The following is a 24,665-nucleotide window of genomic DNA, read 5'->3' as shown; positions in this document are numbered from 1 at the left end:
TATGGAAGCTCAACCACGAGAAGTACAAAACTACCTGAAAGCCGACGGGACAAGTCCCTTTGAAGGATGGCTTGATTCCCTTCAAGATACTAAAACTGTATCTAAAATCAAGAAACGACTCAGGCGGGTTGAGCTAGGCAATCTGGGAGATTATCGCTCACTAGGAGCCGGAGTTTATGAACTTAAGATTGATTATGGCCCAGGCTATCGGGTTTATTTTGGACAAATCGGGTTAACAGTTGTGTTGCTGCTATGTGGCGGTGATAAAAGCACTCAAGATCAAGATATTAGCCAAGCTAAAAAATACTGGAGAGATTATGAAAGAACTCAAAGTGCCAACAACTAGAAGCTACCATGAATACTTGATTTCTTCTTTAAAAACCCCTGAAAGTGCTGCTGGCTATATCGAGGCTATGTTGGAATTGGAGTCAGAAGGCCCCGAACCTGAATTGCTGCGAGCAGGACTTAAAGATGTGGTGGATGCTTATTTACAGATGAATAAGTTATCGGTGGAAGGTAAATTTATTTATGAGAAGCTCGATCGAATGTTGTCAGAGAGTGGGGGGGAGGAAATTTATGCTTTGATAACTCTACTAGATAAATTGGGGTTGCAGTTGGCTGTCGCAGTAAAATAGGTTAATTAATAAAATAGTTAGGGCGATCGCACTTTGTGACAAGTTGGGACGTAAGGGCGATCGCGATTTCTAGTAACTAGGATATCAGCAGCTAGGATTGGGGCTTAATCTCTGGTAATTTAAAACTTAATTGGTAATATGGATAAAATCAAGGAGCTTCAGTTTTGATTCTGTTGCTTATTAGCGTGTAGTTGTTCTGATAATCAGCAAGCTTTTCTTTAGCTTGAGCTTCCACAAATGTACCTTGAGGAATAGAACTTAACAAGTTGATCGCCTGCTGCAATTTTGATTGAGCATTCTGCCAGACTTCTTTAGGATGAGGTGGATTATTAACCATGACGGCTGCTTCCCATGCTAGTTTTTGGGCGGATTCTAAATTAGTGGCTGCTTTCTGTTCAGTGACAATTCTATTAGTAATCGCCTGATAGTTAGTTCGATAAACACTTAGCTTTTCTTGAGCTTGAGTTGCAACAGCCGAATTGTCTGGAATTGCCTCTAACAATTTGATTGATTCCTGCCACTTCCCTTGTACTTGCTGCCAATTTTCTAGTGGATGAGGTGGATTTTGAGTCATAACGGCAGCTTCCATTGCTAGTTTTTGAGCGGCTGCTAAATTTGTTGCTGTTGGGTCTGGCTGAGGAGCCGGTGTTAAGGTGGGTGAAGGTTCAGAATTTGGTTTTTGCTCCCCAACATTTAGAGGAATTCCCGAATTTGCTATTGTCTCCTGACTCGGTGAAATTTGAAAGGTAGTTTTCCAGCCGACAAAACCCAAAACTCCTAGAGTCAGTGTGGATAGTATCAGTATCCAGCCACTTCTACCCCCGCGTCTTTGCTCTGAAGACATGGTACGGTCAATAGAATTTAGAGATTCTCCTGTCTGTGTGCATCTTTCACTTTGCTTACGACTAGGTTTTTTTTGTTCCTTGTGACGGCGTTCTTCTTCTAACTGTTTAAGAGATTGTTCGGCCTGTCCTCTTAACCTATTAGCCCGGTCAATTAAAGCATTAGCTTTTTCTTTTAAAGATACACATTCATTCAAGATAATTCCTAATGTTGTAGTTTGACCCTCATAAGATATAATAAGCCCATGCTCTTCATCAAACCATTCTATCGCAAACACTAATTCCCCAAAGTAAGATATAAAAGCTTTTATGCGCTCAATTGGCTCGACATTACGTTCAAGATTGTGTACGATACTATCCAGTTTGGGCTGAACCTGTTTTAGCTGTTCTTGAGCTACCTTTATTTGCTGAACTTGTTGCCTTAAACTTTGCTCTTCATCAAAGTCTATGTGAATTCTTAAATCTTCATCAATTTTCCTTACTTCTTCTGGGATACTTAGAGATTTCCTTTCCCATTCTAGCTTGATCAATAATTGTGAATCCTTTAAAATATTTTCTGCTATATTCTTGAGACCATCGCCCCACTCAATTAAGTTTTCAACATTTTCTATTAAGTCAGCAAGAGACGTTTCCTTATCTGGATCGCCCAATTTTTCAGCAAGTAAGCCACTCCCTGCCGATACAAGTGCATCTACTAAAAATCCACCAGGTATTAACCAGCCCGCAACTGCCCCTAACAAAGGTATCGCTCCCAAAAATCCTTTATTGAATCTCTCATTATTTAATACTTCTTCAAGTTCCTTGCCAATAGTATTTAGTCGCTTTATCAGATTATCTATCTTCCCAATTTCACGTCTGATTTCACTAGGATTGCCAATAGTAAGTTTCATTTCCTCGGCAATTTCTGGCAGTTGGTTTAGAAGGTTTTCAATGTCAGCCATGATTTACTCTCCTTTAGAGTGGGGGAATCCCCACTCTAGTTTATCAATAATTGTTTAACAGCTAGCTAATTAAAACTTCCACTCGTGGTTTGGATCGGCAAGAGCAGCCTGCACAGAAGATAAATTAGCCAGTTCTTTAAACGGGCTAGACTTAGCAAGCTCTGTAATCGAATCTAATGCTAATCCCAGTTGCTCATTATTACCAGATGCTATTGCTCGATCTACCACATCGAAAAGTTGATTAAAATTTTGCGATCGTTCATCAAAGGATCGATCGAGGTACTCCATTAACAAGTCACGTTGAGCTTTAATCTTGGCTAGGCTTTCCTTTTCCCAAGCTTTGATTTCACGGCGCTTTGTCCGCTCTTGTTCAGCGATTTGCTTGTACTCAAAGTAATGTGCAATAACTTGCTGAAAGGCATCAGCACCGCTAACAAACGCTGCCATTTTGCTCATTGTTAATTTCCTCACATATTCCGGTATTTTGCTTGAATATTCGCCACGGTCGAATTCAGATTTCCTTGGCTGTCTAACACAGGGGTTTGCATAATTTCTACAAGGGCTTTCACTAGCATTAGTGCCTGTTGAAACTTAGCAGCATCTTGAACTATATCAAAGGATTTTGATTCAAGTTCGTTGAGAAGTAGAGCAACGCGGCTATCTAAATCAGACACCAATTTGCCTAATTCTTTGACTCGCCGTTCGACTTGTCGGATGAAATCTCTAGCCTCTTCAATTTTGGCAACTTCAACGTTAACCTGAGCTTCGTATTCACGTGCTTTCGTTAAAGCTTCCTCACCTTTACCTGCAATTTGGAAACCGCCAACAGCTAAAGCAGGCCCAAGTGCAATACCTCCGAGTACAGCGCCACCTAGTGCCATGCTGCCACCGCCTAACCACGCCGCCACACCAGACATACCGAGTTGAGAAACAGCTACATTGGTACTAAACAAGCCAAAAAATTGAGGAACTGCAACTGTCCCAAAAGTTTGCGCCACGCCTACTGCTGTAGCACCAGCAGCCGCGCCTGCCCCTGCGGATGAAGTCACACCTTGGAATACTTCCTGACCTTCCAGCGCGACAGTTTTGTATTCTTTTAGCTGCTGAATTGATATGCCTTCTAGTCCAGCTAAAAATTTCATATCACTTTGGGAAGCTTTCTGGCCAATGCGTTCGATGAAAGCCACAAACCGCCCAATAGTACGATGCCTTACACGAATTTGCAGTTGACCGTAAACTTCTGCTAATCTGTTGGCTGCTTCCCAGTCTACTTTTAGATCGCTGACTGCTTTCTCCTGTCGATGTTGGGCTCGTTCTCCTATTTCCTTGGCTTCATTCATTTTGCCCATGCCTTCAGAGCCTTTAACCGATCCATACGCAGCCCCAGCCGCAGCTAAAGCGCCCATAATAAACGGAATTACAAAAATCATAAACCACTCCTTTTATTCCCAGTAAATCAATCACCCAAAGACACATTCAGCTCCCAGTTTTTATCCTTCATCTCTTGATATGAATATGTCAAATCGCCTCGCCTACCGATCTGAATTGTGTAAAACTCTGCTTTTCTTATACCATTCACTTCGATAGAAAATTGGCAGTGGTTATCAGATATTATTTTACCTATGCCTAACTCTCCAGTCGCAATAGTTTCTCCTTTATGATCTTTTACTAGCACCTGCCTACCACTTTTAATATCCCCGTAACCTCCTTTTCCATTACAAAACTGACCCACTCCACCGAAGAAGTCATCCTTGAGTGTTAGTGAGCCTTTAATATTGTGATTGAAACCTAAAAAAGGTATTCCTTTAAAGGTTAGAGTTGCTAAGAGAATAACTCCTACTACAATCAAACGTTTTTGACGCTCTGGATTTTCATTAATATAATTTTGGCCGATGTCCAACACTTCTTTAAATTTTCGTTCTCTAAGCAAATCAATAATCGGAGTCAATAGATCAGTCAAATTTGCAAATTTATCTGTTGATAATTTTTTTGAATCTGAACTAACCTCTGCCTTTAGCTCAAACTCTCGATTCCAAGCCGGAAAATCTTCACCCGCCTGCTGCCCGTAAACTTTCACAGAAGCGATCGCCCCCGCCTTCAAATTCGTCAACTCCCTGCGGACAATCCTGATAGAAGCCTCCTCATCAGGAACCCGATCGCCCTCCAGCATCACCTGTAAACAACCATCTTGCAAACTCGCAGTCGCACTAATCCCCTTATTCTGTAACGGAAGATTTAACAGACTGGCGATCGCATCCACATCCCCAAGCTTAGCCCGTTCCTTCAAACTAAGCTGATTTGACTCCGTATTCTCACTAGAACTTGCCCGCCCCTCTGTGACATTTGCAACAGGCAAATTTTGCCCCGCCACTTCAAACTCTTGACTCCACGCCGGCACCTTTGCGCCCGTCTGTCGCCCGTAAACCTTCACTTTCTCAATTGATGCAGCCCCCAAGCCAGCGATCGACTTACTCACCCACGGGGCCAAGACTTGCTGACTAGGCGCTTCTGCCGATTCCAGCATCACCTGTAAACAACCATCCTTAAGGGAAGCTGCGGCGGTGATGCCCTTGGCTTGTAGCTGGCGGTTCAGCAGAAGCGCGATCGCCTTTGCATCTCCCTGTTTCGCGAGTTCCAAAATATTCGGTTGTGTCATAACAGGTAGATACAACTAGCGCTTAGCATAACCTTTTGTTGTCTTAAGTATAAATTATTTCCTAAATACCAAAGCTTGTCAAGCCATATAAAGTCACATTTAGTAGTTGTTTCCATCCCAACTAGGTCATAAAAAGTCACATTTAGTTGGTTGCTAGTGAAAAAGTCATATTTAGTTGGGTTACAATCAGGTCAACCCCTTGCATCTACGTGACCGATGGACGTTGAAGAAGCTTTAGAATTTGTAGACCATCTAGCTTTGACTACTACGGGAAAACACTTAGATAGTCTGCAAAAAGCTATATTACGTGGCGCTTGGGACAATCAGAAATATAAAGAAATTGCACAGCATCACAACCGTTCAGAGAAATACGTTAAAGAGGTTGGCTTTAAATTATGGAAACTTTTATCAGTTGCATTAGGCGAGGAACAAGTATCTAAAGCAAATTTTAGAGCTAAGTTGGAAAATTTACAAGCTTCTAATATTGTCTCACTCGTCGGGAATGGCTGCATTCATATTGGTAACATCTCTGCTGATAGTTCGCAATCCTCAAAAAGATTACAATCTGAACCGCAAGAAAAGGATAAGTTTAACGAAAAAACAAGCAATTCCGAACAGAAAGTACATTTAGATTTAGCTGATGCACCAGAACCCAACCTATTCTCTAACCGCACATCCGAACTCACCACCCTCGAAAACTGGATTTTAGGCCGCACCCGCCTCATCAGCATCTTAGGCTTATCCGGTATTGGCAAAACCGCCCTTACTCTCCAACTAATCTCACAAATTCAACACGAATTCGATTACATCATCTGGCGAAGTCTCCGCAACTCTCCACCCCTAGCATCACTGCAAACCGACTTAATTAAATTCTGTAGGGGCGGTGTCCCCGTGCCCGCCCCCTCCGTGCCCGCCCCCTATCCCGAAGAAAGGGCAACCACGGGGGGATTGCCCCTACTAGAATATTTACGATCGCACCGCTGTCTCATCATCCTCGATGATATCCAAACCATTTTCAGCAGCCAACAACTCGCAGGAAATTACCAACCTGGATATGAAAATTACGGCGCATTCTTCAAACAAATAACAGAATCATCGCACAACAGTTGCTTAATCCTCCTGAGTTGGGAAAAACCCAGAGAAATCGCCGCCTTAGAAGGGGAAAACCGCCCCTGCAAATCTCTGCAACTCAACGGTTTAGGCCCCGAAGCACAAGAAATATTCACAGAAAAAGGATTAGCAGAACCGGAGAAATGGTCAGAACTAATCGACCTTTACCGAGGCAATCCCTTATGGTTAAATATAGTTGCCACATTGATTCAAGACTTATTCGGCGGTAGCGTTTCCGAATTCCTATCCTATGATACCCTATTCTTAGGAGACTTAGAATCACTCCTGCACCAGCATTTCGATCGCCTAACCGCATCCGAACAACAGGCGATCGCATGGCTAGCCAATACCCCCGAACCAGCCGACATCTCAAAAATACCCCAAAACCTGCAATTATCACCGCCAGAACTCTTGAAAGTCATGCAATCTTTAGGACGACGGTCATTAGTTGAAACAGTAAAACAAAATGGGCGATCGCACTTTACGATCGGGCCAGTAATCAGAGAGTATATAATCAACAAAACCCGAAACAAAAACTGATAAACTTATCAATTTTAGTCGTGGAGGCAGAAACCGGGTTTTTTACGAAAATACTGCATACCTGCCTAGAATTTGGTAAAAAACCCGGTTTCTTTGATATTGATGCGTAAGTCTTGAATCTGCATTTACTTAGCAATTACTGACCCCACTCACGGAGTTTTACAATGGCTACAGCAACATTATTAAGTCACGAAATAGCAGAAGGTCAAAGACTAATAGACGCTCTAAATGCAGCACATCTATCAGTTGATTCGGCTCTCTGGATCTACGCCCCAGAACCAGAAACATGGCGGCTAATGCTCACCTCACCTCTGTACGATCGCGAAGGCTCACTGAAAACTTATGGGGAAATTCTGTCAGTCTTTCGCCAAGTTAAACCTGAATTGAAAATCGATTGGACAGCCCTCGTAGCCGTAAGCCCAAAACATGACTTAATTGAGGGCTTACGTCAGATACAACAAGATTGGAATTTAGACTTATCAGGCAGAAGAATGACGAATGATCGGATTAATCAGACGTGGATCGAAGATGCTTACATTTATCAAATCAAGTGAGTTGACCCGGCAAAAAATAGCTTAAAATAGGTGCGATCGCTTTTATTATTAGTCCGCGCAGGCGGACTTTGTATGTGTAGTAGCGGTTTCAACCGCCGAGTCATCCGAATTTGGGTTCCCCCCACATAACTATATTAATGAAAATCGCCACCTGGAACGTCAACTCAATCCGCACCCGCCTAGAACACGTTACTAGCTGGCTGCAAACAAACTCCCCAGACGTTCTCTGCCTCCAAGAAACCAAAGTTACAGACAAAGACTTCCCCCTAGAACCCTTCACCAACCTCGGCTACAACTGCTACATTTCCGGTCAAAAATCCTACAACGGCGTCGCCATTCTCAGCCGATCGCCCCTAACGCAAATCAGCACCGGATTTGCCCCCCTTCTCGGCGACGAAACCACAGATATTTTTGACGAACAAAAACGCCTAATAGCCGGAACGATCGACGATATTTGCATTATTTGCGTATACGTTCCCAACGGTTCCGAAGTCGGCAGCGAGAAATATGAGTACAAACTAAAGTGGCTCAAACTGCTGCAAGAATACCTCAAAATAGCACTAGATAAATCCCCCAAATTGTGTATTTGCGGCGACTTCAACATCGTCCCGGACGATCGAGATATCCACAATCCCAAAGCCAATGCTAACTCCGTCGGCTTGTCTGTCGCCGAGCGCCTCGCACTAACAGAAATCAGAGAATTAGGATTAAACGACCCCTTTCGCAAATTCACCACAGAAGGAGGTCATTATAGCTGGTGGGACTACCGCGCCGCCGCATTTCCACGCAACAACGGCTGGAGAATCGACCACCATTATCTCAGCCCTCCCCTGTACGAACAAGCAAAAAACTGTACAATAGACATTGCTCCCAGAAAATTAATCAAACCCAGCGACCACGCCCCCGTAATTGTCGAAATTTGATTTATAAGTTATAAGGTTAAGAGCAATTGACATCTTGCCCCATTCTCAATAAGCCTTGGATGGGCGGGCAGGATGCCCAGCCCCTACTCCCCACCAGAAAATTCAATCTTTGTGGAACAGGCATCTTGCCTGTTCTTGAGAAATGTGCAATATGTAAGTAACAACCAACCACAAAAAATCATGTTCTTAGTAACCGGAGCAACAGGCGCACTAGGCCGCCGAATTGTACGAGAAATCAGACAGCAAGAAAAGCCTGTCCGCGCATTCGTTCGCCTCGCATCTCGCTACTCAGAACTAGAAAACCGAGGCGCCGAGATTTTTATCGGCGACTTAAAACAAGACAAAGATATTAAAAAAGCCTGCCAAGGAGTGCAATACATTATCAGCACCCACGGCACCGGCGGCGACGTTCAAGCAGTACACTACCGCGCTAACATAGAATTAATCGACTGCGCCAAAGAAGCGGGAGTGCAGCACTTTGTCTTTCTTTCGGTACTGGGAGTCGATCGAGGATACGAAGATTCCGCAGTATTCAAAGCCAAGCGAGAAGTTGAAAAATACCTGCAAAACAGCGGATTGAATTATACAATCTTGCGGCCTGCCGGTTTTGCTTCCAGCTTGTTACCGCTAGCAGAAAGATTTCGAGAAACCGGACTTTACCTGCTGATTGGCGACGGCAAAAACCGCACCTCTGTTGTCAGTACCGATGACTTAGCAAAGATTGCCGCAGACTCGGCAACAGTCGAAGGCGCACGCAACCAAATTCTGCGAGTCGGTGGCCCGGATGTGCTGACAAGGGATGACATTCCCCGCATTTTTGCACGCTTATTCAAGCGCGAACCGATAGTAATCAACCCGCCACTGATGGTGTTTGACGGTTTGAGAAATGCCTTGGGTTTATTGAATCCTCAAGCTCAAAAAGACTTAGGAACTTTGCGGGTATTGCTGGGTAACGAGTATTTCTGCACTCCCGAAGAAGTGCAAAACTTGGAATCAATTTACGGCATGAGAATGGAATCCTTAGAAATGTTTCTGCGGCGCAATTTAAGCGTTTAAAGTGCTAGTAATTCTCGTTACCAGGCTCTGCCTGGTAATGAAAATCCGGAGGCTCTGCCTCCAAATCGTTGCCTCATTTTAATGGAGGCAGAGCCTCCCGATATGCGTTCCCAGGCAGAGCCTGGGGACGAGCAACGAGCAAATCGCCACTGAAACCATTTCTTCTCGTTACCAGGCTCTGCCTGGTAATGAAGATCCGGAGGCTCTGCCTCCAAATTGTTGTCTCATTTTAATGGAGGCAGAGCCTCCCGATATGCGTTCCCAGGCAGAGCCGGGGAACGAGCAAAACGAGCAAATGTAGCGCCAAATCGCAACTGGAAACCATCTAAGCAGAAATAGGTACTGCTTGAGCACCAATATAGCTCGTAACTGCGATCGGCGGAGAAGTCGGCTTAGCAATCAAATAACCTTGAACAAAAGTTGCTCCCCGTTCCCGCACCCACTCAAACTCCTCCAAAGTTTCCACACCTTCAGCAACAGTTTTAATTTCTAATTGAGCGGCAATTTCTAACATCTTTTCAGTAATTAGGGCCTTATAATAATCTTGATCGACGTTGCGAATCAATTGCATATCCAACTTAATAAAATCTGGACGCAGTTGGTGCATCAAATTTAAATTAGAAGAACCGCTGCCAAAATCGTCCAGGGCAATTAAAAATCCCGCCTCTCGGTAAAACCTCAGAATATTAATCAAGTGATCGATATCAGGAGGGTGCTGAGATTCCGCTACTTCAAAAACAATATTGCTGTGAGGAATTCCCGATTCATCAATAGCCTGTACTGTCCTTCGCAGGCACGTAGCGGGATCGTAAACAGAAGTCGGAGAAAAATTAATAAAAAGCAGTTCTTTGATATTGTGCACTTTGGCTTCGCGGATAGCGCGAGTCCGGGCTAAAACATCTAGTTGAAAAATTAGGCCTGCTGATTCTGCTTGGGCAAAAATCCGACCCGGATAAATTAAGTTTCCTTGCTCGTCAATTCCTCGGAGCAGCGCTTCGTGGGCAAAAATTTTAGAAGTATCTGAGGTATAAACAATGGGCTGAAAATGTGTAGTAATGCGTTCTTCGGACAATAAGTCTAACAGCCAATCAGAGTTACTCAAATTAATAAAACTGTCTAAGGAAGTGCTGCGATAAAAATCGCTAAGTTGTGGCTGTTCAACTTCGGGCATCCACAAAACTTTTGTCTCTTTCAACTCTTGAGTTGTCAGCACCGATGATGCTAGGGCGTTAAACTTTTCTTTGGCTATTCCCTCAAGCATAACGTACAAACACTTGCTCTCTTCTAAAAGCTTGAATTCAAGTTTAGCCTTAGTCAGTGCCGAAATAACCTTGGTCAGGGTGTGCGATACTGGAAACCACAGGTATAGACCTCCCCTGCCCTCTATTTTTTCGGGTACTGTTTCGCAGCGAGAGCAGGAGCCGAAGGCTTTGCCACTTATTTGCATTGGAATATCCTCCGGTTTTTGGGTTAATTTTAGACAAGGTAACAATTAACTTCTATTATAAGCTTATTCAGCTATTAATTCATCTATCTCAAGATGTAAATCTTAATGAACTTGTATTTAAGAATTATTCGGGCAGTATTTATACTTACATCGGGTTTCAAGCCTTGGTCAAAGTTCTCCGCATTGAGCAAGTACCTGTGATTAAACACAGTCCCAAATCATCACAGAGGGAGAAGGCAAAGGCTTGTTCTCTCCTCTCTAATGCTGCTCTGATTGTTTACGTTTTATTCTATAATTCCCTCTGCCAAAACAGTGGCTACAGTTGATTTTTTAGCAAAGGGGAATTAACACGCCCATGAAGCGCAGCTATCCCGTAGGGAATCGCCCGATCGACTAATTTATGCGTACCAGAAATATACACACCCGGACGATCGCCCAAAACAAACTCACTTGCTGGGGCATATCCAATCTAATTTTATAATCGGGATGACAGGATTTGAAGCAGTTTTGGAGATACTCAGCTACTTAGAAGAGTCGGACTGAGCGAAGGATGAGCGGAAAGTCAAATGTCCAAGAGGGTAATAAATCTGAAACCCGTTACCCGTGAAGAGTTAAAAGCAATCGGGATGACAGGATTTGAACCTGCGACCCCCTCGTCCCGAACGAGGTGCGCTACCAAGCTGCGCTACATCCCGAAATTAGTCACTAGATTTTAAGCTTATCACATTCAAGTAAAAATTTAGCAACCTCGTATATAATTATTTGTAAAACACTACTCAGGCGGAGACAGACGTGACAGTTAAGCCCCAGTGGTTGCGAGTTAAAGCCCCCCAGTGGGAGCGCGTCGGCAACGTCAAAGAAATTTTGCGGGATTTATCCCTGAATACGGTTTGCGAGGAGGCGTCGTGTCCGAACATCGGCGAATGCTTCAACGCAGGTACTGCGACTTTTTTGATTATGGGCCCGGCTTGTACCCGCGCCTGTCCTTACTGCGACATCGATTTTGAGAAAAAGCCCCAACCTTTAGATCCCACAGAACCCCAAAGATTGGCCCAAGCAGTGCAGCGGCTCAAACTCAACCACGTCGTGATTACCTCTGTCAACCGGGACGATTTGCCGGATGGGGGCGCGTCTCAGTTTGTCGAGTGCATTCAAGCAGTGCGATCGGCGATGCCCGATACAACTATAGAAGTTTTGATTCCCGACTTGTGTGGCAACTGGCAAGCTTTAGAAATTATTCTCGCAGCCCGGCCAGAGGTACTCAACCACAATACCGAAACCGTAAAGCGACTTTACCGCAAGGTGCGGCCGCAAGGAAAGTACGATCGCACCTTGGAACTATTGCAGCGAAGCCGCGAACTCGCACCAGGGGTTTACACCAAATCCGGCATCATGGTGGGACTCGGAGAAACAGACACCGAAATTCGGGAGGCGATGCAGGACTTACGGGCTGTCGGCTGCGATATTTTAACAGTTGGACAGTACCTGCAACCGACTCAAAAGCACTTGAACGTCGAAAACTTTGTGCCTCCAGAACAGTTTGATGCTTGGAGAAAGTTTGGCGAATCTTTGGGATTTTTGCAAGTTGTCGCTTCTCCCTTAACTCGCAGTTCCTATCACGCCGAACAGGTGAGGGAACTGATGAAACTTTACCCACGCTAGCAATTTTAATTTGAGTTGACTCGCGCCCATTGGTGACAAGTTAAGACTTAACTGCATTTGTCAATCAGTAATATTACTCAAAAAAACTGCTTTTTTAGGAGTGGAAAATTTACGATTTGAGAGGGAGTAAGTATAAATATCATGGGAGGCATGATTCCTCGATCGCCCATATCTCAGTTTTATGCCCAAAATCCGAGTAAATGTTGAGCATAATTGCTGATTGACAATGCTTTCTTAGCTTAACTTGTTACCAATGACTCGCGCCCGTTAGCGAAGCCCTCGAAGAGGATCGCACCATTCTCACTACAACCAGATCAACCGGGTAACACCGAGGAAAAACTTGCGCTTGATATGCAGGCCCTGGGCAAAAAACCCGGTTTCAGATGCGGATGTTCTGGGCGTGATGTTAACCCGGAAGCAGCCGCCAATAGCAAAACAATTATCGGTCGATCGCCAGCTCAAACTCATGACTTACGCAAAAGACATCGAGAAACCCGGTTTTTGCGTCAGCCAATAACTCGGTACTGGGGACTCTAGCAACTCTGAAACCCATATTCTGTAATGGATTAAACTTCCGCGCTCACTGCAGCGTATTTAATCAAGAGCGCCGAGTTATATAAAGTTTTATTAAAAAAATGGCGAATTTTCCGAAGTGATCGGGAACCAGCTTATTGGTGATGAAGATTAACTTAACTTCTGACTAACGTCACTTGTTTCTAGCCAGTAACTATCTATACTAGCTACATAAACAAAGAAGTAAAGCACACTTTTCGGGCCTTCAACCTGTTACATCAGAAAGTTCTTAGCGTTTTCCAGAATCTTGGTAAAACAAGTGGGGCAGCAAAAGTTCGATCGAACAACAGCAGAAAAGTCAGAAAAGTTACTAAAGAAACACAAAGCGGTGATGCTTCGTCTTAACCAAATGGGCATCTTAATTATAAATAACCGCTAAGCGTAGCATCTTTTCACCGGAGCCACTGAGAAAATCACTATGCCAGCCACCTCTTTTTACGCTGAAGCTGAATTCGACGAACAACTGCAAGTCAATCCCTTGCAAGGTGATGTGTTGGATGAAGATGCTGAAGAAGCTGGAGACGAACTGCTCGACCAAGACCCAGCAGAGACAGAAGATGCAGACCCAGCAGCCAAATTGCAAAAAAATGCCAGCCGTCGCACTACAGATTTAGTGCGCCTGTACCTCCAAGAAATAGGTCGGGTTCGTCTCTTGGGTAGAGACGAAGAAGTCTCGGAAGCTCAAAAAGTTCAGCGCTATATCAAATTGCTGGAATTACGTAACACCGTCGCCTCCCAGGAAGAAGGACTAATTGGGCGCTTCGTGCATTTAATAGAAGTGCGCGATCGGTTATCCGCACAGTTGGGACATAAACCTTCCCTGGAACGCTGGGCATTAACCGCCGGTGTCGGTGACGTGCCAGAACTCAAGCGAATTATGTCCGAAGGCAAGCGCCAGTGGGCCGAGTTAGCCGAGATGACGGTGGAGGCGATCGAAAGAATTCAAGCTGAAGGCATCGAAGCTAAAGACCACATGATTAAGGCGAACCTGCGCCTAGTGGTTTCGGTGGCGAAAAAATATCAAAATCGCGGTTTAGAATTGCTCGACTTAATACAAGAAGGTACTCTGGGACTGGAGCGAGCTGTAGAAAAGTTTGACCCGACGCGGGGCTATCGGTTTAGCACCTATGCCTACTGGTGGATTCGGCAGGGAATTACGCGGGCTATCGCCACTCAAAGCCGCACCATTCGCCTCCCCGTCCACATCACCGAAAAACTTAACAAAATCAAAAAAGCCCAGCGCAAAATTTCTCAAGAAAAAGGTCGGACAGCTACGATCGAAGACATCGCTGTCGAGTTGGACATGACAGCGCCCCAAGTCCGAGAAGTTTTGCTGCGAGTTCCCCGTTCTGTTTCTTTGGAAACTAAAGTGGGCAACGAAAAAGATACAGAGTTGGGCGACTTGCTCGAAACCGACAGCATCTCCCCAGAAGAAATGCTGATGCGAGAAGCTTTGCACCGCGACTTGCAGCAACTGCTGGCAGATTTGACCAGCCGCGAGCGAGATGTAATTCTGATGCGCTTTGGTTTGGGTGACGGACACCCCTATTCGCTGGCAGAAATCGGTCGCGCCCTCGACTTGTCCCGCGAACGAGTGCGTCAAATTGAAGCCAAAGCTTTGCAAAAACTCCGCCAACCTAAGCGTCGCAACCGCGTCCGCGACTATCTGGAGTCTTTGACTTAAATTGGGACGGTCAGTCAGCGCGATTAATCAGGGATCAAGGCATTTGGCACTTGTGCAGAAGGCATGAGGCATTCGGCAGAAGTAACAATATTTACTTCTAAACAACTTCTCTGTCCTCTGCAGCAAGTCAATCGATTTTAGATTTTAGATTTTAGATTTTAGATTTTAGATTTTAGATTGAAGTATTGACTTGCGCGAGATGAATCCGGGGGCTTGTATCCTGGATGCTTTCATATCGTTTCCGGTTGTATCGGAATGATTTAACCGCAGAGGGCGCAGAGAACGCAGAGGGAGAGAATACAGAGAGGAATAATTCCGATGCTACCGGATTTGATATCAGTCATAAAGCTGGTTACAAGTCAAAAAATATCAAAAACCAAATTTTTTCCTCAATCTTTTTTCAATAAGCTGCGATATTTGCAAAATATCTCGATCGTTGTGTATTATTGTCAATAGGCAGACTTTCTTGAGAGGGTCACTATGGCACTTTATACCGCGTCCTCATTCAAATCCGAACTCAATGACAAAGGCTGGCGGATGACTCCCCAACGGGAAACCATCTTGCACGTGTTTCAGAACCTCCCCAAAGGCAATCACCTGAGTGCGGAGGATTTGTACACTTTGTTAAAAAATCGCGGCGAAAACATTAGCTTGTCCACCATTTACCGAACTTTAAAGTTAATGGCAAGGATGAGCCTCCTCCGCGAACTCGAATTAGCAGAAGGTCACAAACACTATGAAATAAACCAGCCTTACCCGCATCACCACCACCACCTAGTCTGCGTTCAGTGCAACAGAACGATCGAATTTAACAACGATTCGATTTTGAAAATTGGCATGAAGCAAGCTGAAAAGTCTGGGTTGCACCTGCTAGACTGCCAGCTAACCATTCATACGGTGTGCCACGAAGCTTTGCGGATGGGATGGCCGTCTTTGGTTTCCAGCAATTGGTCTTGTCCGAGGTCGATCGCCCAGAACGGCAGCAGCGCCCCGGATTTAATCGAGTGACATTACACTATTTTCGCATTTCAAGTACGACTTGTTACAAGTTTTAACAAAAATCGGTAGCCCAAGTGCGATCAGAGTTACGCAGAAACCGGGTTTCTTAAGAAAAATACATCATTTCAGGAATGAGTCGGAAACAAGAAACCCGATTTCTTTGATGTAGCGTCCGCAAGCCTGGGGCTAAAAAGTTTGGCTCAACAAATCGTCGCTGCTAACCCCGTAACTGCGCTGAGCTCGATCGAGGGCATCTCTCGTCGAAGTATCCAAAACTCCGCTGATCGAGCCTGTGTAAAAGCCGAGGTCTTGCAGCCGCCTTTGTAATTGCTGAATGCTCGATCGAGAGTTCAAACTGCTGCTAATTGGAACAGCAGGAACAGCTAGCCGCCCAGCTAATCCGTTTTGGAGCGCAGCCCAAGTCGCCGGAGTGGCAATACCCGTCGCCGGTGACAAATTGCGTTCCTGCTGAAACGACAGCACCGCAAACTCAGTCTCGGCTCCAAATACTCCGTTCACCGGGCCGGGGTTTTTGCCCAGACTTCTGAGCGCAGACTGAAGCTGTCGGACAGCAGGCCCAGTATCGCCCCGTCGCAGACCAGCGGCGATTTGCTGCGGCACAGGCGCTGCGGCCTGCCTGTTGCCTTGCCGCAAAGCCGATCGAGTGCTGCGATCGACCCTTCCAGTCCCGAACAGCCCGCTATCTCTCTGAAAGCGGATCAAAGCTGCCTGAGTTGGTCGATCGAACCAACCGTGAATCTGGCTCCTGTAATAACCCAATTCTTGCAGCCGCCGCTGCACAAATTCTACTTGTCGGCCTCTGTCGCCCAACTCCAGAAAATCTCCGGCATTACTCTGTTGCTCATCTTCCTCAGTCCATGAGGTAATTTGAGCTTGCCTCATCTGGGCATCGATAGCAGTCAAAGTAGCAGTGTCAGCGCAGCCGTCAGAAACCAGATTGTAATCTTGCTGAAAACGAGTCACAGCGTAGAGAGTGCGTTCGCGAAACTTGCCGTCAACGCCACCTTCAAAATAGCCCAAAGCTTTTAATTGCCGCTGGATCAAGTCTACCGTCGCCCCTCTGTCCCCGAACCGCAGCCCCTTGCAACCGCCATTTCCCGAAATATCCCCTGGAAGCGTAACGGGGGGAACTGGCCGGGTGGAACCAAACAGCAAAGCTAAAGTTTGCCTATCGGCAATTCCAGTTACCCGCAGTCGATTTATTCGCTGGAAGTATCTAACCGCATTTTGAGTAACTTCGCGAAAACTCCCTGTTGGACGCGCGTTGAAGTAGCCTAGCTGCTGCAACCTGCGCTGGAGTGCGGAAACATCTGCACCCGCGTCTCCAAAACGCAGCTCCCGATAATTTGTATAAATAGTATTAAAAGGTCGATCGTCATCCCCGGCAAAACTGTTGAGTGCGATCACAGTAGCTCGATCGGGCCTACCAGTCAGCGACAGTTGATAGTCTCGCTGAAAGTTAGTCAGCGCCTGTTTTGTTACCGGGCCGAGTTGACCTGTCGATGATCTGGGAAAATAACCGAGTTCCCGCAACCTGTCTTGAACAGAGCGCAAATTTGGATATCCCGGATCTATTTGAGCAAAAGCCGAACCGGCTGCACTCAAAACCGACAGCATCAAAGCCAGAGACAGCAAACGGACGTAAGTCTGACTCGATAGGTTTTGCCACTTGGGCTCATCAAAAATTTTCGACTCTGCGGGTGCTTCGCAAACAAGAGCAAGTTCGAGGTAAGCAAGAGATTCCATAATTTTTTAGTGTGAAATTGTGGGTGGATTGTGTGAGCAAACTGCCAAAAATCATTTTTAGCACGCTTGGCTTGGATTCTATCAACGCTAAGTTCTACTTGGAAAGCGCGAAGCACCCGTTTTTCTAAAAAATTTACAGTCAAAAATAATTACAGGTAACAACCAAGATAGCATCGCTGCTTCTAGAGACGCGAGACTAAACAAAAAAGTTTGCAGGCATAGTCTTAGCCTTTAAGGCCAAAAGACAATAAGTTCTGGGGTAGTGCTGGCTAATATTTTATCTGGGGGCCGCAGAAATTACCACAAGACTTGCGGGCCGGTTCTTATCACCTTAATTGGTTGTCGGGTAAAGAGCCTGAAATCGCAGGTTTTTTGTTAAGAAACGCGGCTTCTTCATGTGGCGAGTGCGTCTGGGAAAGTACCGCTGATTAACGAAAAAACTAGCCACTAAAAATCCCCACTTTTGCTAGTTGCAAATAGAACGGGGATTTTTTGATAAGCTCACATCTTGCATCATTCTTAAGAACAGGCAAGATGCCTGTTCCACAAAGAGTGAATTTTCTTGTGGAATAGGCTTCTTGCCTGTTCATAAAAAGCTTATTGAGAATGGTGTAACATCTCGTAAGTTGACTGTGTATTAAAAAATCGACGCTCGCTTAAATTAAGCCGAACCGATCGCAAATTACAGCTACTCCCGCTGCAAAAATAGTAATTGCGATGGCTACTAGCGGGTTTTGGCCTCTGCTCACCGCAAAAGAGGTAACGACCCCAGCTCCCAAAGCTGCAGTAACAGCAGCAGTCGCCAAATCTCGATCGGGACGTTTGTCGTACATATTTTTTATTGTTGGTAGCTGTTAAGCTGAAAACTTACATCTTGTTATCCAAGCTACCATTCTTGCCTCTGCGCCAGTGACAACAGCCTGGGTTTTGCAACTAACCTTAAAATTTTGCTAATTTTCTTAACATACTCTCCTGAAAAACATAAGTTTTACTTATGTTTGTTCAAGTTTTTCTGTTGACTTTTAGCTATTGAAACCTTTTGTCTGCTGGGCTTTTATGTCAAATTCAGGATTTTGCAGGGGGCGATCGCACCCGCAGTCTGTGCGCCTCAAACTGCAATCTCAAATATCGTAAATAAATTTAACTTGACTTTTTGTGATAAATGTGTAAATCGCTATTTGGGCAACAATAGACAGGAAAAAAACCGGCGTTGGTGAACAATTTTCACACTGCCATTCCTTCGCTGCCGTCACAATCAGAGGAGTATATTTTTTGTCTAAATCCTATTCGCCCTCAATTCTTTCAGTATTGCCGCCTTTGACCCAACCTTCGCGATCGCCATCCTCAATCCGAATTCGCTGCCACTCTTTGTCGGGCGACTCTTCCAAAACTACGACTCTTTCCTTGTAACCAACACCGCCAATGCGGTTCGAGTCTCGGCTACCAGTATCCCGGAGAATTAAGCCGATCGGCTGAGTCACCAGAGCTCGGTAAGCTCCCGGTTCCAGCGGTTTCGGAGACGGGGCATCGCTAGATGTAGAAACAGGGCTAGCCTGGGCTGTTGACTTCGGCGCAGCGCCCGCAACCTGAGCTGGTGTTTTGTCGTTGGAAAAAACTGGTTTTTCGGGGATAGTAGTTAGCTTAGCGGCAAAGTAAAGTGCAGCAGCCACGCTAGCACCTGCCATCAGGACGATCGCGAGCAGAAAACCCACTAAAAATTTGAAAACGCTATATACAGTGTTCATAAAACCGCAAATGAAGGAAGAGGGAAGTTCGGCAACGGATTCTGTAACGGATGTAACGGATGTAACGGATGTCAGGCAGAAGGCAGAAGGCAGAGGGAAGAAAGTTGACTGTTGAGTGTTGACTGCTGAATGTTGAGTAAAATCTGGTAACTGCCAACTGACAACTGGCTACTAACTACTGACTACTGACTTCAAAAGGTTAACCTTGAATCCGGCGGCTCAAACTGCCGTATCTAGAAGCAAGGCGAGCTTTCCCAGCCGCGGCCCAATCTTGGAGAAACTGGATTTGCTCTTGAGCCGTTCTGGCTAAGGGCACCATCTGACTAGCTGATTCTAAAATATCATCCGTGGTAAAGTCTCGATTTTGGCTAAAGCCAATGTGCATTGCTTCAATCAAAGTTTGCTCGATTTCGGCCCCTGAAAAATCGGGAGTTTCGTAAGCCAAGCGCTCTAAATCGTAATTTTTGATGCTGTGCGATCGCAACCGCAACAAATGTACCTCAAAAATCGCCCGCCGTTCCTCCTGGCTGGGCAAACCCACAAAAAATATTTCGTCAAACCTGCCTTTTCTCAGCATTTCTGGTGGCAAAGACTGGATGTTGTTGGCTGTTGCGACTACAAACACCGGCGAAGTTTTTTCGGCCAACCAAGTAATAAATGTCCCGAACACCCGGCTGGTTGTCCCGGAATCCCCTTTACCGTCTAATCCCGCAAAAGCTTTGTCAATCTCGTCAATCCACAGCACGCAGGGGGCCAAAGCTTCGGCTAGCTGAATCATTTGCCTGGTGCGGGATTCCGATTCTCCGACTAATCCGGCAAACAAGCGCCCGACATCCAACCGCAGCAAAGGCAAATGCCAGTGGTGGGCGATCGCCTTTGCTGTTAAGGATTTTCCGGTTCCTTGAATTCCGACTAACAACAAACCTCTGGGATGTGGCAAACCGTATTGGCGAGCTCGATCGGAAAAAGCACCGCCGCGCCGCAGCAGCCATTCTTTGAGATTGTCCAAACCGCCGATATCGGATATATTTTCGCGGGCTGGGTAAAAATCCAGAATTTGAGTTTGGCGAATTGTTTGGCGCTTTTCTTCTAAAATCAGTTCCGCGTCGTCGGAATGGAGTTCGCCTCTGGTGGCGATCGCCTTTGCCAAAACTCGGCGGATTCGTTCGATCGACAACCCTTGGCAGGAGCGCACTGTTTCGTCCAGCAAACGCCCTTCAATGGCTTGTCCGGTAGCCCCTAATAGCCTTTCTACCTCAACTTTGATTTCCGCCGCCGCAGGCAGGGGAAATTCCAAAACTGTCATCACTTCGCTGAGGTCTTCCGGGATCGAAATTAAAGGAGATATGATGACAATATTTTTGGGCACAGATTTGAGGAGTCTCGCCAAATTCCGCAGCTTGCGGGAAATCGAGACATCTTCCAAAAACCGCTGAAAGTCGCGCAGAATAAAAATTGCCGGCGCAGTGGCGGGTAATTTTTCGAGAAATTCCAAAGCTTGCAGCGGGTTGCGCTTGCCAAAACCTGTATCGTTGGGATTGCCTTGGTAGCCATCAACAAAATCCCAGATGTAGACGGCGCGAGAACCTTGTTTTTTGGCACTTTGGGCGATCGCCGCTTCTACGCGCTCTTCTTCCCGTGTGGGAATGTAAATTAGGGGGTAGCGCGATCGCAGCAGTAGTTCAAACTCGTCGCTAAAAATAGTCATTAGTCAGTTGTCAGTGGTTAGTTGTTAGTTGTCAGTGGTTATTTGTTATTTGTTCTTTGTTCTTTGTTATTTCTTATTAGCTAATGCCAACTGCCCACTGCCAACTGCCCACTGCCAACTGACTAAGGCAATTGCCGTTTAAGTGCTTCCAGAGACGCCCAGCGACTGTCTGAGACTGTTTCGGTGCTTTCTGTATTTGCATCATCAGTTAAAGAAATTCCCGGACATTCAGTATCGCATATCTGTTTGTGCGGCAGTTCCAAACACATTTGCTCGTACACCCAATCGCCCGGAGAGAAATAGCCGCCTGGGGACAAATTTTCCACCAAATCTTCTAAAGCAACTTCTATTTCTGCTGAACTTGAATCTGTTTGATTTGCTGTTTCTTCTAGCCAGATTAGTTCTGATGAGTTGAGTGCCAAACGATGATTGTATTGTTTCAAGCATCTGTGGCAGGTGAGAGTAACAATTGTTTCTGCTTTTGCCTTCACCTCAAGATAATTCCCTTGGTGACTCACTTGCAGTCGCCCTCGCACCGGAGTAAGAGTTTCTAAATCGGGGATAAATTCTTCAAAATCAATGACCTCTTTCCGCTCAGTTTTTGTGAGTAGATGAGGGATATAAATTGTCTCCATAATCTTTCGCCTTCCTAATTCTTGAATTCAAAGGTCAAAAGGAATAGTTAATTTTTTAACTTCTTCCTTCTTCCTTCTTCCTTCTTCCTTCTTTAGCGTCAGCGCAGCCGCACTACCAAACGCCGATCGGGTTCTTGTCCTTGACTGTAAGTTTCTATATCCTCACATTCGCTCAAAAAGCTGTGGACTTGACGGCGTTCTGCCGAAGACAGCGATTTTATTTCAACTTCAACTCCCGTCGATCGGGCTTGATCTGCTGCGTACTCTGCCATCGATCGCAATTCCTCTTGGCGGCGGATGCGATAGCCATTTAGTTCAACTGTATAAGGAATTGACTCCTCTACTTCCTGACCTATATTCTGAACCGTGTTGCAGAGGTACTGAATGGCATCTATTACATTACCGTTTGGCCCGACTAAGATTGCAACTTGTTCTGGAGTCAGATTGCTTTCATCTATTGTCATCCAATAGCAATCTTTTTGTTGTTCGCATACCACTTTTGAAGGAATTGCGGACAGTTGTAGCAATTCTTCTAACCATGCCTGTCCGCGCTGCATTTGAGAGTCTTTCATTGTTGTTAAAGTCAAGCCTTTTTCTTAGAACGCTTGGGCTCAAATGGAAGTGCATCTAATCCTTGTTCTTTTTGGGTTTTTGCCTCTGCTTCGTCCACTATTTTTTGCAGGTTTTCCGGCAGCGGTTCTCGCGACAAAATGAACGACTGAACAGTTTGGAAGATGTTAGCAATCAGCATATACATCAACACGCCGGCCGGCAGCGGGAAGAACAAAAACATCCCTGAAAATATGACTGGCGTCAGTTTGTTGACTGTAGCCTGTTGGGGGTTGTCGTTTGGTCCTTGTGCTTGTCCTGAAAGGATTTGGTTGATATACAAACTGATGCCGAAGCCCAGGATCATTACCAAAATATCCCAGTGGATTGTACCGTCTGAGTCGATCGCGCCAACGCGACCTAGAGCTTCAATAAACAGGAATCCTTTGTTACTAGCCAATCCGGGGATTGTGCCTTGAACTGTGGCTTCACCGGGCGCTAATGCCGTGATGTTGCCCTGTTCATCTACCTTGACAGTTTCTTCGCCTTTGATGACTTTCCAGCCCGGTTCAAAGTCGATTTCGCTTTTATTTTCTGCCGCTAAAACTTTGAGAGGTTTGCCCTCTGGGGTTTGAAAATTAATCTTGGTTGTGTCGCCGACTGCGAGTTTGTCGCCGCCTGGAATTACACCCACAACAGGAGCATGAAAAGTACCTGTGACGTAAATATTTTGTGGCGGTGTAGCAAAAGCTTGCGGTTGAACATTTTCGATTTGTTCTTTCGGCAAAACTTGAACGTTGACGCTGTAATTTATGTCAGAAAACGGCGAACCCCTGAGCGTTGCAAACAGTGCAAACAGCACTGGCATTTGCAGCACCAACGGGAAGCATCCTGCTAGAGGATTACCAAATTCTTTGTATACTTTGCTCATTTCCTCCTGCTGTTTTGCAGGATTGTCTTTATAGAGTTTTTGAATTTGATCTACTCGCTCTTTCATCAATGGCTGCGCTACTTTCATGCGCCGCATATTGCGAAGAGAGCCTGCATTGAGAGGATAAAGAGCAAAGCGAATCACAAGCGTCAGAGCTACGATCGCTAAACCGTAGCTTGGCACGATCCCGTAGAAAAAATCTAGGATCGGGAGCATGAGGTTGTTGGAGAGAAACGAGATACCGAAATCCATTCGCTTTGAGTTAATTTAGGTGCTCTATGTTTGCTGTTGAGAACTATTTTTACCCGCTGAAGGCGAGCCGCCTCAATTTTTAGGGTTTTGTCTCTATCTTAGGACATTGCCCGTCGATCGACCGCCCGGTCTGCGGGTTTGTTGTAATGAGTTTGCCAATACTCGCACTGAATTGGGCCTCTAATCAGGGTGAAAGCGGTTCGGTTATTTAGCTTGGGCCGCGTTTGCTTTTTGAGCTGCTGCGGGCAGTTTTTCGTTAATGTAGTCATACATTGCTCGAAATTTCGGCATAGCTCTGAGTTCCAAGCGGCTGCCATTTTTCATGGTGAGCACCATGTCTCCGTAAGTCCCGAAACCGCGAGGTACTGTGACGATTTTGACTATATCTGAGTAGATAACGTCTGTCTGATCGCCCCCCATCCAACCGCTAGTTACGGACACTCGGCGGCTCGTGATCCGGTAGCGCAGCCACAGAGCCCGGACAATTGCTCCTACTGCTAGGGGGATTCCCACCACAGTCAGCCCCAGGAGTAAATTGAGGATCAAGTCTCCGGGCGCGGGGCCGCCTTCATAATATACTTCCTCTCGAATTCCCATCTAGTACCTCGGCTTCTACCAACAACTGCTCTAATTCTTGCAGAATTTCTGCATAATTGCACTCTTGTGCGATCGGACGCACGACAATTACTAAATCCCACCCGAATTTTAATCGGGGCAATAGCTGTCGCAAAGCTGCCCGAATCTGACGCTTAATCCGGTTGCGGACTACAGCGCGTTTGCTGACTTTCAGGCTGATGGAAATGCCTGTGCGAGTGGGCTGCAAGGATTTTTCGGCTGTCGGTTTCGCAAATTCGGCGCTTTTTGGTTTACGCAGAGCTCTTAAGCTGAAATGGGCCGAGTTACGGCGGATTCCCTTGCGGTATACGGCGCTGAAGTCTTTTCGGTGCTTAAGTCGGTTTGTATCGGGCAACATGGCGTAGGGCGATCGTTGAGGCCTCTCAACCTTGATGCAGTGCTAGACTGCGAGGCGGTGGCGACCTTTGCTGCGGCGAGCTTTGATTACCAATCGACCGGTTACGGTACGCATTCTGGCGCGAAAACCGGATGTTCTTTTTCTTTTGCGGCTGGTTCCGTGCAGGGTTTGCTGTGTCATTTTGATTTCTCCCGGCTTGTTACTTTACTTTTGATTAATATTCACAATCTTCTAGTATACCATAGAGTTGTTTTCTTGGCAATAATGTTTTTATGGGTTGATATGTATTGAGAGTAAGAGTGAAGTTGCGATCGCAGCCTTGAATGATTGGTAAAGGCTAGAACCCAGACTTCTTTTACGTGCTGCGGGGTTATGAACAGCTAACATCTATTGAAAGCATTGCCAACAATACTTCGGACAGTTTTTAAGCAGCGAGAGTACCATAGGATAGGACTGACGGAAGGTTAGGGTGATTTAAAATTA

General features: G+C 45.7%; 23 protein-coding genes, 1 tRNA gene and 1 pseudogene. 9 read left to right on the top strand and 16 right to left on the bottom strand.

Annotated elements, in window-relative coordinates; translation table 11 throughout:
* Position 1 precedes the first annotated feature (1 nt).
* The gene (locus QT990_RS28470; RefSeq protein ID WP_333308166.1) at positions 2–346 is read left to right on the top strand and encodes a type II toxin-antitoxin system RelE/ParE family toxin; all 345 of its coding nucleotides are present in this window, start codon (positions 2–4) and stop codon (positions 344–346) included.
* On the top strand, positions 318–635 hold the full coding sequence (locus tag QT990_RS28465) for a transcriptional regulator (RefSeq protein WP_333308168.1): 318 nt from the start codon (positions 318–320) through the stop codon (positions 633–635). The genes QT990_RS28470 and QT990_RS28465 overlap by 29 nt, the downstream gene beginning before the upstream one ends.
* A 148-nt stretch (positions 636–783) precedes the next feature.
* Here QT990_RS28465 and QT990_RS28460 read toward each other — a convergent pair whose 3' ends face one another.
* The 4 genes from QT990_RS28460 to QT990_RS28445 all read right to left on the bottom strand — a co-directional run bounded on the left by QT990_RS28460 (position 784) and on the right by QT990_RS28445 (position 5,074).
* Complete coding sequence (locus tag QT990_RS28460) at positions 784–2,418, bottom strand: hypothetical protein (protein WP_333308170.1); 1,635 nt, start codon at positions 2,416–2,418, stop codon at positions 784–786.
* 69 nt (positions 2,419–2,487) lie between these two features.
* On the bottom strand, positions 2,488–2,874 hold the full coding sequence (locus QT990_RS28455) for a hypothetical protein (RefSeq protein WP_333308172.1): 387 nt from the start codon (positions 2,872–2,874) through the stop codon (positions 2,488–2,490).
* Between the two features lie 11 nt (positions 2,875–2,885).
* A complete protein-coding gene (locus QT990_RS28450) occupies positions 2,886–3,848 on the bottom strand; it encodes a hypothetical protein (protein WP_333308174.1) in 963 nt (320 codons plus the stop codon).
* Positions 3,849–3,874: 26 nt separating this feature from the next.
* Positions 3,875–5,074, bottom strand: a complete 1,200-nt coding sequence (locus tag QT990_RS28445) for a hypothetical protein (protein ID WP_333408393.1) — start codon at positions 5,072–5,074, stop codon at positions 3,875–3,877.
* A gap of 216 nt (positions 5,075–5,290) precedes the next feature.
* On the opposite strand from QT990_RS28445, the gene QT990_RS28440 reads away from it, so the two are divergent.
* From QT990_RS28440 to QT990_RS28425, 4 genes are all read left to right on the top strand, one after another.
* Entirely contained in the window at positions 5,291–6,724 is a 1,434-nt protein-coding gene (locus tag QT990_RS28440; protein WP_333466048.1) for an NB-ARC domain-containing protein, read from the top strand.
* Positions 6,725–6,888: 164 nt separating this feature from the next.
* Positions 6,889–7,278, top strand: a complete 390-nt coding sequence (locus QT990_RS28435) for a hypothetical protein (protein WP_333466047.1) — start codon at positions 6,889–6,891, stop codon at positions 7,276–7,278.
* A gap of 137 nt (positions 7,279–7,415) precedes the next feature.
* Positions 7,416–8,201, top strand: a complete 786-nt coding sequence (gene xth, locus QT990_RS28430; RefSeq protein WP_333466046.1) for an exodeoxyribonuclease III — start codon at positions 7,416–7,418, stop codon at positions 8,199–8,201.
* Between the two features lie 180 nt (positions 8,202–8,381).
* Entirely contained in the window at positions 8,382–9,257 is an 876-nt protein-coding gene (locus QT990_RS28425; RefSeq protein ID WP_333308180.1) for an SDR family oxidoreductase, read from the top strand.
* A 325-nt stretch (positions 9,258–9,582) separates the two neighbouring features.
* On the opposite strand, the gene QT990_RS28420 is transcribed toward QT990_RS28425, so the two are convergent.
* Positions 9,583–10,704 (bottom strand): EAL domain-containing protein, encoded by a 1,122-nt coding sequence (locus QT990_RS28420; protein ID WP_333466045.1) that lies wholly within the window; start codon positions 10,702–10,704, stop codon positions 9,583–9,585.
* A 621-nt stretch (positions 10,705–11,325) separates the two neighbouring features.
* Positions 11,326–11,399, bottom strand: a tRNA-Pro gene (locus QT990_RS28415).
* 91 nt (positions 11,400–11,490) lie between these two features.
* Here QT990_RS28415 and lipA point away from each other — a divergent pair.
* The 3 genes and pseudogenes from lipA to QT990_RS28400 form a co-directional block, all read left to right on the top strand.
* Positions 11,491–12,366: pseudogene (gene lipA / locus QT990_RS28410) on the top strand (lipoyl synthase); the annotation flags it as partial.
* Between the two features lie 991 nt (positions 12,367–13,357).
* Positions 13,358–14,623 (top strand): RNA polymerase sigma factor SigC, encoded by a 1,266-nt coding sequence (gene sigC, locus QT990_RS28405; RefSeq protein WP_333144702.1) that lies wholly within the window; start codon positions 13,358–13,360, stop codon positions 14,621–14,623.
* Between the two features lie 480 nt (positions 14,624–15,103).
* Positions 15,104–15,631 carry a transcriptional repressor gene (locus QT990_RS28400; protein ID WP_333144703.1) on the top strand — a complete coding sequence of 176 codons (528 nt, stop codon included), beginning with the start codon at positions 15,104–15,106 and terminating at the stop codon, positions 15,629–15,631.
* A gap of 177 nt (positions 15,632–15,808) precedes the next feature.
* Here QT990_RS28400 and QT990_RS28395 read toward each other — a convergent pair whose 3' ends face one another.
* From QT990_RS28395 to rpmH, 10 genes are all read right to left on the bottom strand, one after another.
* Positions 15,809–17,389 (bottom strand): peptidoglycan-binding protein, encoded by a 1,581-nt coding sequence (locus QT990_RS28395; RefSeq protein WP_333144704.1) that lies wholly within the window; start codon positions 17,387–17,389, stop codon positions 15,809–15,811.
* Between the two features lie 656 nt (positions 17,390–18,045).
* Positions 18,046–18,222 carry a hypothetical protein gene (locus tag QT990_RS28390; protein ID WP_242724391.1) on the bottom strand — a complete coding sequence of 59 codons (177 nt, stop codon included), beginning with the start codon at positions 18,220–18,222 and terminating at the stop codon, positions 18,046–18,048.
* A 450-nt stretch (positions 18,223–18,672) separates the two neighbouring features.
* Positions 18,673–19,134 carry an SH3 domain-containing protein gene (locus QT990_RS28385; protein ID WP_333144705.1) on the bottom strand — a complete coding sequence of 154 codons (462 nt, stop codon included), beginning with the start codon at positions 19,132–19,134 and terminating at the stop codon, positions 18,673–18,675.
* Between the two features lie 199 nt (positions 19,135–19,333).
* Positions 19,334–20,842: an AAA family ATPase gene (locus tag QT990_RS28380; RefSeq protein ID WP_333144706.1), complete on the bottom strand. Its 1,509-nt coding sequence runs from the start codon at positions 20,840–20,842 to the stop codon at positions 19,334–19,336.
* 122 nt (positions 20,843–20,964) lie between these two features.
* Positions 20,965–21,477 carry a YceD family protein gene (locus tag QT990_RS28375; RefSeq protein WP_333144707.1) on the bottom strand — a complete coding sequence of 171 codons (513 nt, stop codon included), beginning with the start codon at positions 21,475–21,477 and terminating at the stop codon, positions 20,965–20,967.
* A gap of 98 nt (positions 21,478–21,575) precedes the next feature.
* Entirely contained in the window at positions 21,576–22,049 is a 474-nt protein-coding gene (locus QT990_RS28370) for a R3H domain-containing nucleic acid-binding protein (protein ID WP_333039170.1), read from the bottom strand.
* A gap of 11 nt (positions 22,050–22,060) precedes the next feature.
* A complete protein-coding gene (yidC, locus tag QT990_RS28365) occupies positions 22,061–23,209 on the bottom strand; it encodes a membrane protein insertase YidC (RefSeq protein WP_333144709.1) in 1,149 nt (382 codons plus the stop codon).
* A 204-nt stretch (positions 23,210–23,413) separates the two neighbouring features.
* Positions 23,414–23,806 carry a PH domain-containing protein gene (locus tag QT990_RS28360; RefSeq protein WP_333258106.1) on the bottom strand — a complete coding sequence of 131 codons (393 nt, stop codon included), beginning with the start codon at positions 23,804–23,806 and terminating at the stop codon, positions 23,414–23,416.
* Positions 23,778–24,182, bottom strand: a complete 405-nt coding sequence (gene rnpA, locus QT990_RS28355; protein WP_333144710.1) for a ribonuclease P protein component — start codon at positions 24,180–24,182, stop codon at positions 23,778–23,780. The genes QT990_RS28360 and rnpA overlap by 29 nt, the downstream gene beginning before the upstream one ends.
* A 42-nt stretch (positions 24,183–24,224) precedes the next feature.
* Positions 24,225–24,362: a 50S ribosomal protein L34 gene (gene rpmH / locus QT990_RS28350; protein WP_015174196.1), complete on the bottom strand. Its 138-nt coding sequence runs from the start codon at positions 24,360–24,362 to the stop codon at positions 24,225–24,227.
* Positions 24,363–24,665 lie beyond the last annotated feature (303 nt).

It is taken from the genome of Microcoleus sp. T3_B1 (genome assembly GCF_036700445.1).
In the GTDB taxonomy this organism is placed as follows: Bacteria; Cyanobacteriota; Cyanobacteriia; order Cyanobacteriales; family Microcoleaceae; genus Microcoleus.
The sequence above is the reverse complement of the archived record's forward strand: the minus strand, read 5'-3'. Positions and strand labels throughout refer to the sequence as shown.

What these genes read in the sequence shown, in the direction of transcription:
- QT990_RS28390 (WP_242724391.1), bottom strand. Translation starts at nt 18,222, where the DNA reads ATGTACGACAAACGTCCCGATCGAGATTTGGCGACTGCTGCTGTTACT.
- QT990_RS28470 (WP_333308166.1), top strand. Translation starts at nt 2, where the DNA reads ATGGAAGCTCAACCACGAGAAGTACAAAACTACCTGAAAGCCGACGGG.
- sigC (WP_333144702.1), top strand. Translation starts at nt 13,358, where the DNA reads ATGCCAGCCACCTCTTTTTACGCTGAAGCTGAATTCGACGAACAACTG.
- rpmH (WP_015174196.1), bottom strand. Translation starts at nt 24,362, where the DNA reads ATGACACAGCAAACCCTGCACGGAACCAGCCGCAAAAGAAAAAGAACA.
- QT990_RS28370 (WP_333039170.1), bottom strand. Translation starts at nt 22,049, where the DNA reads ATGAAAGACTCTCAAATGCAGCGCGGACAGGCATGGTTAGAAGAATTG.
- QT990_RS28455 (WP_333308172.1), bottom strand. Translation starts at nt 2,874, where the DNA reads ATGAGCAAAATGGCAGCGTTTGTTAGCGGTGCTGATGCCTTTCAGCAA.
- rnpA (WP_333144710.1), bottom strand. Translation starts at nt 24,182, where the DNA reads ATGTTGCCCGATACAAACCGACTTAAGCACCGAAAAGACTTCAGCGCC.
- QT990_RS28435 (WP_333466047.1), top strand. Translation starts at nt 6,889, where the DNA reads ATGGCTACAGCAACATTATTAAGTCACGAAATAGCAGAAGGTCAAAGA.
- QT990_RS28380 (WP_333144706.1), bottom strand. Translation starts at nt 20,842, where the DNA reads ATGACTATTTTTAGCGACGAGTTTGAACTACTGCTGCGATCGCGCTAC.
- QT990_RS28395 (WP_333144704.1), bottom strand. Translation starts at nt 17,389, where the DNA reads ATGGAATCTCTTGCTTACCTCGAACTTGCTCTTGTTTGCGAAGCACCC.
- QT990_RS28420 (WP_333466045.1), bottom strand. Translation starts at nt 10,704, where the DNA reads ATGCAAATAAGTGGCAAAGCCTTCGGCTCCTGCTCTCGCTGCGAAACA.
- QT990_RS28375 (WP_333144707.1), bottom strand. Translation starts at nt 21,477, where the DNA reads ATGGAGACAATTTATATCCCTCATCTACTCACAAAAACTGAGCGGAAA.
- QT990_RS28445 (WP_333408393.1), bottom strand. Translation starts at nt 5,074, where the DNA reads ATGACACAACCGAATATTTTGGAACTCGCGAAACAGGGAGATGCAAAG.
- QT990_RS28465 (WP_333308168.1), top strand. Translation starts at nt 318, where the DNA reads ATGAAAGAACTCAAAGTGCCAACAACTAGAAGCTACCATGAATACTTG.
- QT990_RS28440 (WP_333466048.1), top strand. Translation starts at nt 5,291, where the DNA reads ATGGACGTTGAAGAAGCTTTAGAATTTGTAGACCATCTAGCTTTGACT.
- xth (WP_333466046.1), top strand. Translation starts at nt 7,416, where the DNA reads ATGAAAATCGCCACCTGGAACGTCAACTCAATCCGCACCCGCCTAGAA.
- QT990_RS28425 (WP_333308180.1), top strand. Translation starts at nt 8,382, where the DNA reads ATGTTCTTAGTAACCGGAGCAACAGGCGCACTAGGCCGCCGAATTGTA.
- QT990_RS28400 (WP_333144703.1), top strand. Translation starts at nt 15,104, where the DNA reads ATGGCACTTTATACCGCGTCCTCATTCAAATCCGAACTCAATGACAAA.
- QT990_RS28460 (WP_333308170.1), bottom strand. Translation starts at nt 2,418, where the DNA reads ATGGCTGACATTGAAAACCTTCTAAACCAACTGCCAGAAATTGCCGAG.
- QT990_RS28360 (WP_333258106.1), bottom strand. Translation starts at nt 23,806, where the DNA reads ATGGGAATTCGAGAGGAAGTATATTATGAAGGCGGCCCCGCGCCCGGA.
- yidC (WP_333144709.1), bottom strand. Translation starts at nt 23,209, where the DNA reads ATGGATTTCGGTATCTCGTTTCTCTCCAACAACCTCATGCTCCCGATC.
- QT990_RS28385 (WP_333144705.1), bottom strand. Translation starts at nt 19,134, where the DNA reads ATGAACACTGTATATAGCGTTTTCAAATTTTTAGTGGGTTTTCTGCTC.
- QT990_RS28450 (WP_333308174.1), bottom strand. Translation starts at nt 3,848, where the DNA reads ATGATTTTTGTAATTCCGTTTATTATGGGCGCTTTAGCTGCGGCTGGG.